Source organism: Peptoniphilus timonensis JC401 (assembly GCF_000312025.1).
Classification (GTDB): domain Bacteria; phylum Bacillota; class Clostridia; order Tissierellales; family Peptoniphilaceae; genus Peptoniphilus_A; species Peptoniphilus_A timonensis.
Map to the genome: position 1 here is coordinate 289,087 of NZ_HE978595.1, position 17,704 is coordinate 306,790.

The following is a 17,704-nucleotide window of genomic DNA, read 5'->3' on the forward strand; positions in this document are numbered from 1 at the left end:
TTGATAAAAATACCAAGTGATGGCGGAGAGTCAATTATTACAAAATCATAATTATCTTTTACTTTATCTATCATTTTTTTTAATTTAAACTGCCAATCTTCGTGTCTTGCAAGTTCGATTTCAACTCCAGCAAATTCTCCATTTGATGGTATTATGTCGAGCTTATTAAATCCTGTTTGATATATTGAATTTTCTTCTTCATCTATCAAAAAATCATATATCATGTTTTCAAATTCATATAGACCAAGACCCGAAGTCGAGTTTCCTTGGGGATCCATGTCCACTATAAGAGTTTTTTTGCCTCTTAGAGCCAATGCTGAACTTAAATTTATGACTGTGGTGCTTTTTCCAACGCCACCCTTCTGATTAAAAACTGTAATTACAACAGACATATTCTTACCTCATTTCTATATTATAAATAATATCATGTTTCTTTATTATTTTAAAGATAAGCAAAAAAATAAGCTCCAAAAATTTTTTGAAGCTTATGCTCTACGTAGAGCATTGTTATTTTTATTTTCTTTTTTGTTCTTATGCTCCACGTGGAGCATTTTTTATTTTCTGTTTTATTTTTCTTTAAAGTGGTGATTTTCTAGGCTTTCCTCCAGCTCTAGGATATTTTTTGTTTGTGGCTTTTACTTTTTTATTAAAATTATATAGTGATCTATGTCATTAGGTAGTGGAGTGTGGATTACATCTTCAACGACACCACCCATAATTTCTATAGCTCTCTTTGCATTTTTCAATTCTTCTTTATACTCTGGACCTTTTTGAGAAATAAAATACCCACCAACTTTTACAAATCCCATTGCATATTCTGTTAAGGTTGATAAATTTGCCACAGCCCTTGATACTGCTATGTCAAATTGTTCTCTGTATTCATCTGTTCTAGCAATTTCTTCAGCCCTTGCATGAATAGCTCTAATGTTTTGAAGTTCTAAGTCTTCTATTACTTTATCTAAAAAGTCAATTCTTTTTCTCAATGAATCAAGTAATGTTACGTCCAAATTTTCATTATAAAGTTTTAAGGGAACTCCAGGAAAACCCGCTCCTGTTCCAATGTCTATAATTTTTGCATTTCCATTAAACTTGCCTGTCTTTAATAAACTCAAAGAATCTAAAAAATGTTTAACATTAAATTCATCATCTTCAGTTATCCTAGTGAGATTTGTGTGTTTGTTGTAATCTAGAATTTCTTCCTTATATTTTTCAAATTTATCAATATTTTTGCTATCAAGGTCATATTCCTTCATATAGTCAATTAACATTTTTTCTCCTCATTTGTTCTAGGTAAATTAAAAGTACATTTATATCAGCTGGTGACACACCAGTAATTCTTGATGCTTGACCAATTGATTCTGGTCTAATATCTGATAATTTTTCCCTTGCTTCTATCCTAAGTCCTTCTATTGATTTATAGTCAATATCTTTTGAAAGTCGCTTGTTTTCAAGTTTTTTAAATTGTCTGATTTGTATTTCTTGCTTTTTAATATAGCCTTCATATTTGATTTCGATTTCGATATTTCTAATTACGTCATCACGAACTATTGGTCTTTCTGGATCAAAAACTTTAAGCTTTTTATAATCAAGCTCAGGTCTTTTTATAAGTTCATAAAGGCTAAATGAATTTTGAGTTTCAGTTGAGCCAAGAGATTTTAAAATTTCGTTGTTTTTAGCTGTTGGATTTATTTGAATTTTTTTAATTCTTTTAATTTCATCTTCAATAGCTTTTTTTCTATAAATATATCCTTCGTATCTTTCATCATCAACAAGACCAATTTCTCTTCCTCTTTCAGTAAGTCTTAAATCGGCGTTATCTTGTCTTAGTGTAAGTCTATATTCAGCTCTTGATGTCATCATTCTATAGGGTTCACGACTTCCCTTAGTCACCAAATCATCAATTAATACACCTATATAGGCTTCTGACCTGTCTAATATGAAAGGATCTTTTCCTTTTACCTTCAAAGCAGCATTTATACCTGCAACAATTCCTTGAGCTCCAGCTTCTTCATATCCACTTGATCCGTTGATTTGACCAGCAAAAAATAAACCTTCATAATCCATATGTTCCAAACTTCTCTTTAAAAGAGTTGCATCTATGGCATCATATTCTATTGCATAAGCAGGTCTTAAAATTTTACAATTTTCCATACCAATTATTTCTTTATAAAATTCTTGTTGTACTTCAACTGGTAAAGACGATGAAACTCCTTGAATATACATTTCATCAGTTGTAAGTCCTTCGGGTTCTATAAAAACTTGATGTGCATCTCTATCTGCAAATCTTGTAACTTTATCTTCGATGGATGGGCAATATCTTGGTCCTTTTCCTTCAATATCACCAAGTGCTAATGCCGATCTTCCTATATTTTCTCTAATAATTTCATGACATTTTTTTGTAGTATAAGTTAAATAGCAAAGTTCTTGATGAATGTCATAATTTTTGTCTATATTTAAGAAAGAGAAAGGGACAATATCTTCATCTCCACTTTGTTCTTTCATAACTGAATAATCTATTGATTTTCTCAAAACTCTTGCAGGAGTACCAGTCTTTAATCTTCTTAATTTCATTCCAAAATCTTTTTCCAAACTATCTGAAAGATAATTTGCTGGGCCAAAACCACTGGGACCAGAAGAATAATTTACTTCTCCCATAAAAATCCTGGATCTAAGGTAAGTTCCACTACAAATTACAACAGTTTTAGTGGTATACTTAGCACCATTTCTAGTTAAAACTCCACTTATTTTATTTCCTTCTTTTAAAATTCTAACAGCTTCATCTTCTACAAGATAGAGGTTTTCTTCGTTTTCTAAAACTCTTTTCATTGCTTCGTGATATTTTCTTTTATCAGCTTGCACCCTAAGCGAATGAACTGCAGGACCCTTTGAAGTGTTTAGCATTCTAGATTGGATAAAAGTTTTATCTATATTTTTTGCCATTTCACCACCAAGTGCGTCAATTTCACGCACTAAATGACCCTTTCCAGTACCACCAATGTTAGGGTTACAACTCATTTGTGCAATTGAATCCAAATTTATACATAAAAGGAGAGTTTTTGCACCAAGTCTTGCAGAAGCAAGAGCAGCTTCACTGCCAGCATGACCTGCTCCTATTACTACTGTGTCAAAATCTCCAGCTTCATAATATTTTATATCTGACATCTTTACCTACTTTCCTATACAAAAATCAGAAAATACTCTGTCCAAAATATCTTCTGTTGTAATTGTTCCTGTTATTTCAGAAATATGTGCTATTACATTTTCAAGATCAACTTCTATTAGGTCTAAAAAGACTCTTTCTTTCAAGCTCTCATTTACCTCTAAAAGAGTTTTTTTAGCCTCTTTTAAGGCATTTATATGTCTTAAATTAGAAAGAACAGAATCAGAAGAAATTTGAAGCTCTCCGTCAAAAAATAAATCTATAATTAACTTTTCTACCTTTTTAACTGACTCATTTTCCATAACTGAAAGTCTTAGATAATCATTTCCAAAGTGTTTTTCTATTTCTTCATCAGATATTTTTTGATCTAAGTCATTTTTATTTAAAATAGTTATGTGTTTTTTATCTTTAATCAAATTTAAAATTTCTTCATCATCTTTATCAAATTCTCGTGAAATATCAAAAATAGCAATTACAAGATCAGCTTCCTTTAACTTTTCCCTTGCAATATTTACGCCAATTTTTTCAACTTCGTCATCGGTTTCTCTAATTCCAGCAGTGTCAGTTATTTTTAATAAAACTCCATCTAAGTTAATATAATCTTCTATGACATCTCTAGTTGTACCTGCAATATCTGTGACAATTGCCCTGTCATATTTTAAAAGTCCATTTAGAAGAGAAGACTTCCCAACATTTGGCTTTCCAAGTATAACTGTATTTATACCATCTCTTAATAATCTAGAATTTTTTGAATTATCTAAGAGATTATCCATTTTTTCTAAGATTTTTTCAGACCTATCAATTAAGTCCTTATAAGCTGCATCCTCTATATCCTCGTCAGGAAAATCAATATTTGCAACAATTAATGCTTGCATTGAAACAAGTTCATCTTTTAATTTATTTAAAACTTCACTTAAAGCTCCACCTAATTGATTAAGACCCATATCAAAAGATAAATCTGTCTTTGCCTTAATCATATCAATTACAGCTTCAGCTTGAGTTAAATCAATTCTTCCATTTAAAAATCCTCTTTTAGTGAATTCTCCCTTATCAGCAAGTCTTGCACCCTTTGATAAAATCAAATTTAAAATCCTTCTTACAGATACAACTCCACCGTGGCAGTGAACTTCCACAATATCTTCAGCTGTATAAGAATGAGGTCCCTTCATTTTTACAACTAAAACCTCATCTATTAACTTATTTCCATCACTTATGTGACCGTACATAAACTTTCTATTTTCAGCATCTGCCATCTTTATTCCACTGGCAGAAACAAATATTTCATCTATTATATTAATTGAATTATCGCCACTCATTCTCACTATTGCAATTCCAGCTTCACCAATTGCAGTTGAAATAGCAGCTATAGTATCATTTAAATTTCCCATTATATCATTCCTTTTAGATTATATTACTACAATTAGGGCAAATAAAAAAGAAGGCTTTTAAAATAAGCCCTCTTTATCAGTATTTTCTCTCTTTTTGAATTACTACTTTTCTAAAAGGATCTTTTCCTTCTGAATGAGTAAGTACTCCTTCAAAATCTTGTAAAGCTGTGTGGATAATCTTTCTCTCATAAGAGTTCATAGGTTCAAGCTTAATAGACCTGCCTGTCTTTAAGACCTTGTTTGCCATTTTGCCAGCAAGATTTTCAAGAGTCTTTTTTCTCTTATCCCTGTAGCCACTAGAGTCTAAATTGACTCTAATATATCTTGAAGAGTTTTTATTAACTATCAAATTTAAAATATATTGGATTGAATCAAGAGTAACTCCTCTTTTTCCAATTAAAATTCCAAGTCTATTTTCATCTCCATTGACATTTACATTGAGAGTATTATCTTCTAATTCCATTTCCACAATATTTTCGAGTTCTAAAGTTTCAAGTATTTTGGATATGAATTCTCTAGCTGCACTTAAAATTTCTTCATTTTCTTCATCAAGTGTCTTTATAGCTTCTTCCATATCAACTTCATCTGTGGAAACTTCTTCATTTTCGAATTCAAGTTCATCATCAGTATTTTGAACTACATCTTGGCTCTTCTCTGCTTCAATATCTTCATTAAATATTTCATTTAAAATACTCTTAGTTTCGTCTACTTTAGGCCATACCTTAACAGTAGCATCTTTGGAACCAATTAGTCCCAAAAAAACCTTTTTGACCTTCATCAAGGACTTCTATTTCAGCATTTTCTCTTGTAATATTTAATTCAGTTAGAGCCTCTCTTACTGCTTCATCTACGGTTTTTGCCGTTTTAATTACATAATTCATTACTTGTCCTTAACCTCAACTTCTTCAATTTCATCTTCTACAATCTTATTAGTTATGAGCTGTTGAACTATTGAAAAAATATTAGATACAGTCCAATAAATTACAAGACCAGCTGCATATTTTCTTGCCATTGAAAAAATTAAAATTGGCATTGCAACCATCATAGTAGTCATCATTGACTTAGCTTGATCAGCTCCTGCTCCTTGAGTTGCAGGATTTTTAGTAGTTATAAAACTTACTAAAAAAGTTGAAGCTGCAGCTATAATTGGCATAATTAAAGTTGGATCTGCATGATCAATATTCTTTATATAGAAGAAATTCTTGTTCATGGCTTCATAAAAACCTGGATCTTTAAAAGCGAAGGTTTGTGGATTCCAAAATACTCTATAAAAAGCAATCAATACAACCATTGTTATTATCATTGGTAGACAACCACCAGCCATATTGTAGTTAGCATCCTTATAAAGTTTTTGTTGTTTAGCAGCTAAAGTTTGTGGATCATTTTTGTACTTCTTTTGAATTTTCAAAAGCTCTGGTTGAAGTTTTGCCATTTTCTTTTGATTTTTCATTTGAGAAATATTTAGTGGCAAAATTAAAAGCTTTATAATAATAGTTGCAACTATAATTGAAAGTGCAAAAAATGAAACTGAAGCTGGTTCTTGTGGCATAATTGTTGCTAGTCCATCATAGATAAATCTAACAAAAGTACCAAGTATAGTACTAATTAAATGCATTAATAATTTCCTCCAATATTAAATGAGAGGATCGTACCCGCCTTTATGGAAGGGATGGCATTTTAAAATTCTCCTTATAGTTAAATAAGTTCCCTTAAAAAAACCATACTTCTCGTAAGCTTCGTAACTGTATTGTGAACAAGTTGGGGTAAATCTACAGTGTCTTCCTGGTAGGAGATAGGTTGAAATATATTTTTGATAAAATCTTATTAAGATCATACAAATTTTTTTCATTTAACCATCTTCTTTTGTCTTTTTAAAACAGAAAAAAAAGAATTCTTAAAGTCCTTAAAGTCTGAATCACATGCATCCTTTTTAGCAACGAATACATAATCATATCCAGGCTTTATTTTGTGAGAATTCTCTCTTAAAAGGTGTTTTAATCTTCTTCTAACAAAATTTCTATTTACTGCATTTCCGATTTTCTTAGTAGTAGTTATACCAAATCTAGGATAATCCCTATTGTTTTTTGCAGTAAAAAGAGTAATGTATTTTGATCCAGAAATCTTCTTATTAGAATAAACCCTTTGAAATTCACTATTCTTTTTTAAATAACAATCCTTCATTATAAAACCTAAGCTGAAAGTCTCTTTCTGCCCTTTCTTCTTCTAGCCTTGATAACGGCTCTACCTGCTCTAGTTCTCATTCTTGAACGAAAACCATGTTCTCTTTTTCTTTGTTTGTTTTTTGGTTGAAAAGTTCTCTTCAAAATTCTCACCTCTTTCTATCCTTTTTATTTTATTTACTAAAATGTATCTTGTCAAGCAATATAGTCAATTAAATGAAATTTTAAAAGAAAATATTTTTAAATAATATATACCTAGGAAAGTCACCAAAGCCCTTCTTGTTGATAAGTCACATCTTATTTGTTAAAATATATGTGGATAATTGTGAATTGTGTGTAGATAAAAATAAAGCTGTTTATAAATAAAGTTATTAACAATCTGTTGATAAGATGTTGATAGTTTTATTTTTATTTTCTAAAATTTTGTAAATTAGCATTTTTTTAGAATAATTTATCAACATTTTTAAAAAAGTCCTAGTGTTTATATATACTTATCCACAATTTTAATCACAATTGTAAATATTATTATGAACTGTTATTTATCAACAATATATAAATTGTTAATAAGGAGGAAATATGGACAAGGAACTTTCCACTATGTGGGAGTCTTTCTTAAAAGAACTTGAAAAAAAATCAATGTCTCAAGTTACATACTCCACTTGGTTTTCCAGAATGCTTCCAAAATCAATTGACTACGATGATAAAAAAATAATCATCACAGTTCCATCGCCCTTTATAAGAGACTATCTTGCCAATAATAAAAGGCATTATGACTTAGTTGGAGAAGCTCTAAAAGAAGTAACGGGAATTGATTTTGATATAAGTATTATTTCAGAAGATGAAGCAACAGACCAAAACCCTGCCCAACTTGTAAATAAAGATTTCCTAAGTATTTCAAGACTTAACCCAAAATATACTTTTGATACTTTTGTGGTAGGAAAAAGTAACGAATTTGCTCATGCTGCAGCTTTAGCTGTCTCTGAAAATTATGAAAATCCGCAAAATGCCTTTTCAAACCCACTCTTCATTTATGGAGGTGTAGGACTTGGAAAGACCCATTTAATGCATGCAATTGGACATTTTGTACTAGAACAAGATCCTACAAAGAAAATTTTGTACGTTACAAGTGAGCAATTTACAAACGAGCTCATAAATTCAATTCAAACTAATAAAAACGAAGACTTTCGGAATAAATACAGAAAGGTTGACCTTCTTCTAATAGACGATATCCAGTTTATCGCTGATAAGGACAGGACTCAGGAAGAATTTTTCCATACTTTCAATGAGCTCCATGAACAAAATAAACAAATTGTCCTAACTTCTGATAAACCTCCTAAGGATATAAAGAGTCTAGAAGAGAGGTTGATTTCAAGATTTGCTTGGGGTCTTGTAGTTGATATTGGACCTCCAGATCTAGAAACTAGAATTGCAATTTTGAGAAAAAAAGCTGATTCTGAGGGCTTTGAAGTTAGCCAAGAAGTGATGAACTTTATTGCTGAAAATGTTAGAAGTAACATAAGAGAGCTAGAAGGAGCTTTATCTCGTGTTATGGCATATTCTAAATTAACTGATTCCGATATTTCAGTTGAATCTGCTGCCATAGTTTTAAGAGATATATATGAAACAAAGGCTAAAAAACAAATCACTGCAGAATATATAAAATCTGAAGTTGCTAAAAAATACGGACTAAATCTTGAAGATTTAAATTCTAGAAAAAGAACCAAGGCTATAGCTTATCCAAGACAAATAGCCATGTATATCACTAGAGAGCTTACGGATCTTAGCCTTCCAAAAATTGGTGATGTTTTTGGAGGTCGTGATCACTCTACTGTAATACACGCTTACGATAAAATCACCAAGGATTTAGAGGATGATCCTATATTTAAAATTGAGATAACTAATCTAATAAAAGAAATAAAATCTTAGTTGTTGATAAGTTTTTTATAAGTGTGAATTTTATCCACAGCTTATCAATAATAAATTTTATTGTATCTCATATATTTTAGGGACTTATTAACAAATCCACAGGTCCTACTACTATTACTAATTAATATACTATTTTCTAGGAGGAAAAAATGCTAATAAAGGTTAACAGAAAAGAACTGACAAAACATATTTCCATTGTTCAAAAAGCAATTTCTCAAAGAACTACAATGCAAATACTTGAAGGTATAAAAATTTCAGCAAAAGATAACACTCTAACTCTAACTGCAACTGATACAGAAATAAGTATAAAGACTAAATTAAATGCAATAGTCGAAAGAGAAGGAGAAATAGTAATAAATTCCAGACTTTTTGGAGATATTATTAGAAAACTTGAAAATGACATTATAGATATAAATGTAGAAAATTATATGATGAATTTAAAATGTGGAGATTCAATTTTTAATCTTTCTACACAAAAAGCTGATGAATATCCTGATCTTCCAAAAGTTGAAGAAGATCTTACTATAGATATATCTGCTAAGGATTTAAAAAATATTGTAAAGAAAACTACTTTTGCAGTTTCAAATGATGAATCAAGGATTGTATTCACAGGAGTCCTTATGGATATAAAGAAAAACTTCATAAATTTTGTGGCTCTTGATGGTTTTAGAATGGCAATTCAAAAACTTGAAAAGGAAACTGGAATTGAAAATTCAATTATCATTCCTTCAAGATCCTTAAATGAGCTTGTAAAGATCATTGACGATGAAGAAAATATTAAATTAAATATTTCTAGAAATAATATTGTCTTTAAATTTAACAATACTGTATTTTACAGTACTCTATTAAGTGGAGATTTCTTTAGCTACAGTGCTCTTTTAAGAGATGAACATAAAATTTCAACTTCTGTATCTAAAAGAGAGTTTCAACTTGCTGTAGAAAGAGCATCTCTTCTTGCAAGGGAAGACAGAGCAAATCTTATAAAATTAAATGTAGCCGAAAATTATATTGATATAAAAAGTAATTCTGAAATAGGAGATGTTTTTGAAAAAGTAAAGACATCTGAACATGATGAAAATCTGGATATCGCTTTTAATTCAAGATATATTTTAGATGGAGTTAAGATTTTAGAATCAGATGAAATTCTTCTTAATTTTACTGATTCAGTTAATCCACTAATAATTACTGAAGCTGAAAATGATTCTTATATATATCTTGTATTACCAGTTAGACTTGCGGGGTAATTATGGAAACTATTAAAATAAATACTGAGTTTATAAAACTAGACTCTTTTCTCAAATTGACAAGCCTTTGTGAATCAGGTGGTCTTGCAAAGACTATGATAAAAGAAGGTATGGTTACTGTTAATGGAGAAGTTGAAAGTAGGAGAGGAAGAAAATTATATAAGGGAGATAAAATTTCTTTTGAAGGAAATGACTTTATAATTGGTGAAAAATGAAACTCAAATATCTAAGACTTTTTAATTTCAGAAATTACAAGAGTTTAGATTTTATTCCAGGTGAAAATATAAATGTCCTATATGGTCTTAATGCTTCAGGAAAGACTAATTTACTAGAATCTATTTATATGTCTATAAGAGCAAATTCTTTTAGAAGTTCAAAGGATCTTAATCTCATAAATATAGACGAAAATTCTTCTAGCATAATCTCAAGATATATGACTGATAATTATAAGGATGACTATAGGATTGAAATTTCAAAGTTTGAAAATAAAAAAGTTTTCATAAATGATGAAAAAGTAAACACTAAAGATTATAGAAAATCAAGATTTGTAGTTCTTTTTAATCCTGAAGATCTTAATATTATAAAGTATTCACCAAAGGAAAGAAGAAAATTTTTAGACGATTTGCTATCAAATATAGATTTAAATTACGATTTTTATATGTACAAGTATAGAAGACTTTTGTTCGAGAGAAATAAACTCTTGAAAATGAATATGGACAAAAATCTTTTGGATGTATATGACAGAGAAATCGTAAAAAATGGAACTAAAATAATTATTATGAGATTAAGAGTTATCAAAAAGTTAAATGAAATTGCCAAAAAACATTATAAAAGATTATCTGGTGATGATTTAAATATAACTTATCTTTCAACTGTTCCAATATTTGTTGATGAAAAAGAATTAATGGAAAATTATCTAAAAATCTTAAAGGAATCTATATCAAAGGATTTAGAAAAGAGGTATACAAGTGTTGGACCTCACAGAGATGATTTGGATTTTAAAATAAATACTTTTTCATCAAAATCCTATGCTTCTCAGGGAGAACAGAGAAGTGTAGTATTGAGTTTAAAATTGGCTGAAGCAGATCTTATAAAAGATTTATATAAAACTAAGCCTCTGCTTTTACTTGACGATGTTTTTTCAGAGATTGATTCAAATAGAAGTAGATACTTATTACATTCACTAAAAGATTTACAGACATTTATCACTACAACTGAAGCTGATGAGTTTTTAAAATCAGTTGATGCTAATTTTTATAGGATAAGTGAAGGTAAAATTTTGTAAAAGAATAGGAGAAAAAATGGCAAAGGACAAAAGACATTATGACGCGTCGGATATACAGGTCTTAGAGGGACTTGATCCTGTTAGAAAAAGACCAGGTATGTATATCGGATCTACTGGTCCAAGAGGTTTACACCATCTAGTATATGAAGTTGTAGATAACTCTATAGATGAAGCTCTTGCTGGTATATGCGACCATATTATTATAAAAATAAATAAAAAGGGTTATGTTGAAATATCCGATAATGGTTCAGGTATTCCAGTTGACATTCACCCTCAAACAGGAAAATCTACTGTTGAAACTGTACTTACAATTCTTCACGCAGGTGGTAAATTTGATAACTCTGCCTACAAAGTTTCTGGTGGACTTCACGGTGTTGGTGTATCTGTAGTAAATGCCCTCTCAAATAAGTTAATTGCAACTGTAAAAAGAGATGGTAAAATTTACAGACAAGAATTTGCTAAGGGAATTCGAAAAAGTGAACTTGAAATAATTGGAGAAACTAAAAAAGAAGATACTGGTACAACTATTTATTTTGAACCAGATGATACTATTTTTGAAACTGTAGAATTTTCTGACGAAGTACTTTCTAAAAGATTTAGAGAAATGGCCTTCTTAAATAAGGGAATAAAAATTGAATTTATAGATGAAAGAAAAGATATAAATGAAGTTTTCCATTATGAAGGCGGCATAAAGTCCTTTGTTGAATTTATAAATGTCAAGAAAAAACCAGTTCACGATGAAATCATCTACATAGATGAAATTAGGGAAGAAACTGCAGTGGAAATTGCAATTCAATATACAGATTCTTATTCAGAAGTTGTGCTTTCCTTTGCAAATAATATTAATACAGAAGAAGGTGGAACTCACCTTTCTGGATTTAGGTCAGCTTTAACTAGAACCTTAAATGACTATGGTAGAAAAAATAATATTATAAAAGAAAAAGAGGAAAATCTATCTGGTGAAGATGTTAGAGAAGGAATTTCTGCTGTTATAAGTGTAAAATTACCTGATCCACAGTTCGAAGGCCAAACAAAGGCAAAACTTGGAAATTCAGAAACTAGAGGAGTTGTAGACTCAGTTTTATCTGAAAAACTAGAAATTTTCTTGGAAGAAAATCCAAAAGTAGGTAAGCAAATCCTTGACAAGGCCCTATCAGCAAGACGTGCTAGAGAAGCTGCTAGAAAGGCAAGGGACTTAACTAGAAAGAAAAACAATCTAGAATCTATGACTCTTCCAGGTAAACTTAAAGATTGCCAAAATGATGATCCAAAAAGAAATGAAATATTCCTTGTCGAAGGTAATTCAGCTGGTGGTTCTGCTACTGATGGTAGAGATTCAGCTTATCAAGCAATTTTACCATTGAGAGGTAAGATAATGAATGTTGAAAAAGCAAGACTTGATAGAATGCTTAATTCATCTGAAATTCGTGCTATGATAACAGCCTTTGGAACAGGAATTGGGGAAGAATTTAACATAGATAAACTAAGGTATGACAAGATAATAATAATGACCGATGCCGATGTAGACGGTGCTCATATTATGACACTTCTTTTGACCTTCTTCTTTAGATATATGAAACCTCTTATAGAAGATGGACATGTTTATGTTGCTCAAGCTCCACTTTATGGAATTGAAAAGGGAACAAAAATACTTAGATATTGTCATAATGAAAAAGAACTTAGACTTGCCCTTAATGAATACAAGGATTCTAAGATAAATATAAAGAGATATAAGGGTCTTGGAGAAATGAACCCAGAACAACTCTGGGAAACTACAATGAATCCAGACAATAGACTTCTTTTAAAGGTAAACATCGATGACATAACAGAAGCTGATGATACTTTCTCAGTTTTAATGGGCACAGATGTTGAACCAAGAAGAGATTTTATAACAGAAAATGCAATTTATGCAGATTATATAGATGCATAGGAGTGAAAGATGACTGAAAATAAATTTATAGAATCAGGAATACTTGATGTAGATATTAATAAAAAGATGAGGTCTTCTTATCTCGATTATTCAATGTCTGTAATAGTTGCAAGAGCACTTCCTGATGTACGTGATGGACTAAAACCAGTTCACAGAAGAATTTTATATGGAATGCAGGGACTTAACCTTGCATCAAATGGACCATACAGAAAGTCAGCAAGACTTGTTGGGGATGTAATGGGTAAGTATCACCCTCACGGTGACTCATCTATTTACGAAGCAACAGTAAGACTTGCACAAGATTTTAACACAAGATATCCACTAGTTGATGGACAAGGAAACTTTGGTAATATAGACGGCGATGGAGCTGCAGCTATGCGTTACACAGAAGTGAGAATGACAAAGCTTGCAGAAGAAATGCTAAGGGATATAAATAAAGATACAGTTGATTTTGTTCCAAACTTTGATGAAAATGAAAAGGAACCAACTATACTTCCAGCAAGATTTCCAAATCTTTTAGTAAATGGTTCTTCTGGTATTGCAGTAGGTATGGCAACAAATATGGCTCCACACAATATGAATGAATCTATTGATGGAATCATAGCCTATATTGATAACGATGAAATTTCAATTGCTGAACTAAATCAAATAATAAAAGGACCAGATTTTCCTACTGGTGCTCAAATTATGGGCACAGATGGAATCAGAGCTGCTTATGAAACTGGCAGGGGAAAAATAACTGTTAGAGCAGTTGCTGAAATCAAAGCTTTTAAGAACAATCGTGAAAAAATTGTAATAACAGAACTTCCTTATCAAGTTAATAAGTCATCCCTTATAATGAAAATTGCAGATCTTGCCAAGAATAAAGTAATTGATGGTATTTCAAATATAACTGATGCTTCAAATAGAAAGGGAATCAACATAATTGTTGAATTAAAAAGAGATGCAAATGCTGAAGTTGTTTTAAATAAGCTTTATAAGAATACTCAAATGCAAACAACTTTTGGGATTATAAATCTTGCCCTCGTAAATGGAAAACCAGAAATCTTAAATTTAAAAGAAATAATAAGATATTATGTTGATCATCAAGTTGAAGTTGTAACTAGAAGGACAAAGTTTGACTTAGATAAGGCAGAAAAAAGAGCTCACATAGTTGAAGGTCTTTTTATAGCTCTTGACAATATTGACAGAATTATAAAAATTGTAAGAGCATCAAAAGATGACAAGGAAGCAAAGGAAAAGTTCTATGAAGAATTTAAACTTACAGAAGAACAATCTCAAGCTATCTTGGACATGAGAATTAGAAGACTTACAGGACTTGAAAGAGAAAAACTTGAAGCTGAATATGAAAAACTTCAAGCTGATATTAAATGGTTTAGAGAAATCTTGGAAAACAACGATGTACTTATGAACCTAATAAAAGAAGAACTTCTTGAAATAAAATCAAAATATGGAGATTTAAGAAGAACTGTAATTTCTCAAGACTCAACAGATATAGAAATTGAAGATATTATAAAGAAAGAAGATGTTGTAATAACACTTACTCAATTTGGATACATCAAGAGAATGAGTGAAGGAACTTATAAACCACAAAAAAGAGGCGGTAGGGGAGTTTCTTCTGGCAATATGAGAGATAAAGATTTTGTAAAAGAATTATTTGTCACATCAACTCACGATATGATTTTATTCTTTACATCTCTTGGAAATGTATTTAAATTAAAAGCTTATGAAATTCCTGAAGATTCAAGAACATCTAGAGGAACTGCAATTATAAACCTTCTAGATCTTGATGAAAATGAAAGAGTAACTTCTATAATACCTGTTAAAGAATATGATCCAGACATGAATTTCTTAATGGTAACTGAAAAGGGACTTATTAAGAGAACTTCATTTAAGGAGTACAAAAATATTAGAAAATCTGGTATCATTGCTATAAAATTAAATGAAGATGATAAATTAATAAATGTTCATTTGACTAAGAATAATGAAGATGTAATACTTGTAACTAAAAAAGGACTTTCTATTAGATTTAATGAAGAACAAGTTAGAAAATCTGGAAGAAATTCTATGGGAGTTAAATCCATTGATTTAGACAAAGATGATATTGTTGTTTCATCTGATCTTGTTTGTAAAGACAAGTACCTTTTAGTTATTTCTGAAAATGGTTATGGAAAATTAACTGAAATTGAAAAGTACAGGCCACAAAACAGAGGCGGAAAGGGACTTCTAACTTACAAGAACACTAAAAAAACTGGAGATGTGGCAGCAGCGACAGTTGTTGAAAAAGAAGACGATGTAATGATAATTGCAAATTCTGGAATTATCATAAGAATTCTTACTGAAGATATCTCCATCCAAGGAAGAAATACATCTGGAGTTAAACTCATGAATTTGACAGATGCAAAAGTTGTAGCTGTTGCAAATTACATTGGAGACTAGGAGGATTTATGGAATTTAAATTAGAGTCAAAAAATACTGATGAATTTTTAATTTTATATCCAAAGGGAGAACTTGACGTTTATAACACAAAAAAATTCAAAGAAAAATCTATAAAGATTTATGAAAAAAATAAAAAGAATATTTTATTTGACTGTAAAGAACTAGAATATTTAGACTCAACAGGTCTAGGTTCTCTTATCTACATCTTAAAAGAAGTGGAAAAAGATAATAATAAAATTGTAATTGAGAACTTAAATCCTTCAATAATGAAGCTCTTTAAGATAACCAAACTTGAAGATATGTTTGAAATCAGGGGGTAATATGGATACTTTAAAATACCAAATTCCCAACGATGCAAAATATTTTTCGACAGTTAGACTTATGCTTTCTGGTATCTTAAATCTTTTAAATAGGGATATCGAAGAAATAGAAGATTTAAAAATGGCAGTGACAGAAAGTTTAAATATTTGCCATAAATTATCTGAAAATGATCAAATTGATTTGATTTTTGAAATCGAAGAAAATGATAAGATAAGAATTTGTGTTAGTGAAATTAGTGAAGAAAAATTAGAGGAATCAGAAGACTTATCTCTTGCAAAAACTATTATAGATTGTCTTGTCGATGAATCTCATTTTGATGGAAGTAAATTTATTTTATCTAAAGAATTATAAGGGTCTGTTATGAATTTAAAAGAATACAATAATTTAGATAGGAGACTTACAAAAGAAGAAAGAAAAGATCTCTTCAAAGAATATTATGAAACAAAAAATCAGGAAATTAGAGATATTTTAATTGAAGAGCACCTTTATATCGCAGAAATACTATCTAAAAAATATACAGGCAGGGGAATAGATTATGACGATATCTACCAAGTGGCATCTATTGGTCTAATCTATGCCATAGAAAGATATGATCCCGAGAAGGGATTTGAATTTTCTTCCTTTGCTACTCCAACAATTATTGGAGAAATAAAAAAATATTTTAGAGATAATGGTTGGACAATTAGAGTTCCAAGAAGAATTCAAGAATTGTCAAAGAAAATCTCTAATGCGACAGTGAGCCTTTCACAAAAGTATCAAAAAACTCCAACTATAGACGAAATTGCAGAATATTTGGACTCAACTCCAGAAGAAGTAATGGAGGCTATGGAAGCGTCTAAGGTCTACACACCTCAATCTCTTGATGTTACTTATGAATCTGGTGACGAAAACGAAGTGAACCTATCTGATCTTATTGGAGTGGAAGAAAAATATTTTGACAAAATAGAATCTAATGACTTTTTCAAAAAAGCTATGGAAAACTTAGATGAAGTTGAAAGAACTATTTTAATAGATAGATACTTTAACAAGAAGACTCAAGTTGTTATTGCGGAAAAATTAAACATTTCTCAAATGACAGTTTCAAGAATGGAGAAAAAAGTTCTAGAGAAAATGAAAAAAGAACTTTCTAAGACTATGGAGGTATAATGAATAGAAATAGATACCTAGTAACACTTTTAAAATTAGTTAATATCTTTGAAATAATAGTATCAATCCTATTAATAGCAGGTGTAATAGTATCGATTCCAGATATTTTGAAGTATTATTTCAAAATAATCACAAGTAATGCTGGTTTATCCTATGAAATATTTCAAAATTTTCTATCCCACGTCCTCTTACTTGTAATTGCAATAGAATTTGTGGTTCTCATGATAGCACATACAGATACGAATATTATCCACTTGATATTATTAGTAATATCAAGAAAGATGCTTGTCTATTCAGACACAATGCTTGATTTACTTATAGCAACAATCGCCATAGCAGTACTCTTTGCTGTTAGAAAATTCTTGTTAACAGGAGTAAGTATGGATAGTATTCAAGGTGAAGAAAATGAATATTCTGCTTCAACTCCTCTAAAGATTTTAAACAAGAGGTATGGATTTGATATTGAACCTGGAACAGCAACTACAATTGGAGGTTATGTTTCAGCACTTCTTATAAAAAATGCAGAAGAAGCTGAAGTTGGAGTAATAGTTGAAGATGGAGATTATATCTTCCAAATCGTCAAAATGGCAACTGGTGGAGTTATAGAAACAGTTTCCATAGAAAGAATTGACGAAAAAAAAGAAAAAGATAAATAAAAAAAGGGGGGTGTTGAAAAAGTGAACTG

Annotated in this window: 17 protein-coding genes and 2 pseudogenes; 10 read left to right on the top strand and 9 right to left on the bottom strand. The window is 30.4% G+C overall.

Translation table 11 applies throughout. The features are described 5' to 3' along the window. The 9 genes and pseudogenes from HGPT_RS06635 to rpmH all read right to left on the bottom strand — a co-directional run. A partial coding sequence (locus HGPT_RS06635; protein ID WP_019139062.1) for a ParA family protein occupies positions 1-392 on the bottom strand: 392 nt, incomplete at its 3' end. 184 nt (positions 393-576) lie between these two features. Then, positions 577-1,268, bottom strand: a pseudogene (gene rsmG, locus HGPT_RS06640) (16S rRNA (guanine(527)-N(7))-methyltransferase RsmG). Then, a complete protein-coding gene (mnmG, locus tag HGPT_RS06645) occupies positions 1,258-3,162 on the bottom strand; it encodes a tRNA uridine-5-carboxymethylaminomethyl(34) synthesis enzyme MnmG (protein WP_019139064.1) in 1,905 nt (634 codons plus the stop codon). Before mnmG ends, rsmG begins: the two are co-directional and overlap by 11 nt. Before the next feature lie 6 nt (positions 3,163-3,168). Beyond that, positions 3,169-4,548 (bottom strand): tRNA uridine-5-carboxymethylaminomethyl(34) synthesis GTPase MnmE, encoded by a 1,380-nt coding sequence (gene mnmE / locus HGPT_RS06650; RefSeq protein WP_019139065.1) that lies wholly within the window; start codon positions 4,546-4,548, stop codon positions 3,169-3,171. A 76-nt stretch (positions 4,549-4,624) separates the two neighbouring features. Beyond that, positions 4,625-5,429 (bottom strand): annotated as a pseudogene (jag, locus tag HGPT_RS08740) (RNA-binding cell elongation regulator Jag/EloR). After that, a complete protein-coding gene (locus tag HGPT_RS06660; protein WP_019139066.1) occupies positions 5,429-6,163 on the bottom strand; it encodes a YidC/Oxa1 family membrane protein insertase in 735 nt (244 codons plus the stop codon). Before HGPT_RS06660 ends, jag begins: the two are co-directional and overlap by 1 nt. 18 nt (positions 6,164-6,181) lie before the next feature. Then, the gene (gene yidD / locus HGPT_RS08910) at positions 6,182-6,397 is read right to left on the bottom strand and encodes a membrane protein insertion efficiency factor YidD (RefSeq protein ID WP_074017831.1); all 216 of its coding nucleotides are present in this window, start codon (positions 6,395-6,397) and stop codon (positions 6,182-6,184) included. Beyond that, complete coding sequence (gene rnpA / locus HGPT_RS06665) at positions 6,394-6,729, bottom strand: ribonuclease P protein component (protein ID WP_019139067.1); 336 nt, start codon at positions 6,727-6,729, stop codon at positions 6,394-6,396. The genes yidD and rnpA overlap by 4 nt, the downstream gene beginning before the upstream one ends. An 8-nt stretch (positions 6,730-6,737) precedes the next feature. Then, positions 6,738-6,872: a 50S ribosomal protein L34 gene (rpmH, locus tag HGPT_RS06670; RefSeq protein WP_019139068.1), complete on the bottom strand. Its 135-nt coding sequence runs from the start codon at positions 6,870-6,872 to the stop codon at positions 6,738-6,740. Positions 6,873-7,304: 432 nt separating this feature from the next. On the opposite strand from rpmH, the gene dnaA reads away from it, so the two are divergent. The 10 genes from dnaA to HGPT_RS06720 all read left to right on the top strand — a co-directional run bounded on the left by dnaA (position 7,305) and on the right by HGPT_RS06720 (position 17,675). After that, a complete protein-coding gene (gene dnaA, locus HGPT_RS06675; RefSeq protein ID WP_019139069.1) occupies positions 7,305-8,654 on the top strand; it encodes a chromosomal replication initiator protein DnaA in 1,350 nt (449 codons plus the stop codon). 149 nt (positions 8,655-8,803) lie between these two features. After that, positions 8,804-9,898, top strand: coding sequence for a DNA polymerase III subunit beta (gene dnaN, locus HGPT_RS06680; RefSeq protein WP_019139070.1), 1,095 nt, complete (start codon positions 8,804-8,806; stop codon positions 9,896-9,898). 2 nt (positions 9,899-9,900) lie between these two features. Further along, on the top strand, positions 9,901-10,113 hold the full coding sequence (gene yaaA / locus HGPT_RS06685) for a S4 domain-containing protein YaaA (RefSeq protein ID WP_019139071.1): 213 nt from the start codon (positions 9,901-9,903) through the stop codon (positions 10,111-10,113). Next, complete coding sequence (gene recF / locus HGPT_RS06690) at positions 10,110-11,183, top strand: DNA replication/repair protein RecF (protein WP_019139072.1); 1,074 nt, start codon at positions 10,110-10,112, stop codon at positions 11,181-11,183. The genes yaaA and recF overlap by 4 nt, the downstream gene beginning before the upstream one ends. A gap of 16 nt (positions 11,184-11,199) precedes the next feature. After that, positions 11,200-13,113 (top strand): DNA topoisomerase (ATP-hydrolyzing) subunit B, encoded by a 1,914-nt coding sequence (gene gyrB / locus HGPT_RS06695; protein ID WP_019139073.1) that lies wholly within the window; start codon positions 11,200-11,202, stop codon positions 13,111-13,113. Between the two features lie 9 nt (positions 13,114-13,122). Then, the gene (gyrA, locus tag HGPT_RS06700; protein WP_019139074.1) at positions 13,123-15,552 is read left to right on the top strand and encodes a DNA gyrase subunit A; all 2,430 of its coding nucleotides are present in this window, start codon (positions 13,123-13,125) and stop codon (positions 15,550-15,552) included. An 8-nt stretch (positions 15,553-15,560) separates the two neighbouring features. Beyond that, entirely contained in the window at positions 15,561-15,872 is a 312-nt protein-coding gene (locus HGPT_RS06705) for an STAS domain-containing protein (protein ID WP_019139075.1), read from the top strand. A gap of 1 nt (position 15,873) precedes the next feature. Next, positions 15,874-16,224, top strand: coding sequence for an ATP-binding protein (locus HGPT_RS06710; protein ID WP_019139076.1), 351 nt, complete (start codon positions 15,874-15,876; stop codon positions 16,222-16,224). Between the two features lie 9 nt (positions 16,225-16,233). Then, positions 16,234-17,019 carry a SigB/SigF/SigG family RNA polymerase sigma factor gene (locus tag HGPT_RS06715; protein WP_019139077.1) on the top strand — a complete coding sequence of 262 codons (786 nt, stop codon included), beginning with the start codon at positions 16,234-16,236 and terminating at the stop codon, positions 17,017-17,019. After that, positions 17,019-17,675, top strand: a complete 657-nt coding sequence (locus HGPT_RS06720) for an HlyC/CorC family transporter associated domain-containing protein (RefSeq protein WP_019139078.1) — start codon at positions 17,019-17,021, stop codon at positions 17,673-17,675. The genes HGPT_RS06715 and HGPT_RS06720 overlap by 1 nt, the downstream gene beginning before the upstream one ends. The last annotated feature ends 29 nt before the right edge of the window (positions 17,676-17,704 follow it).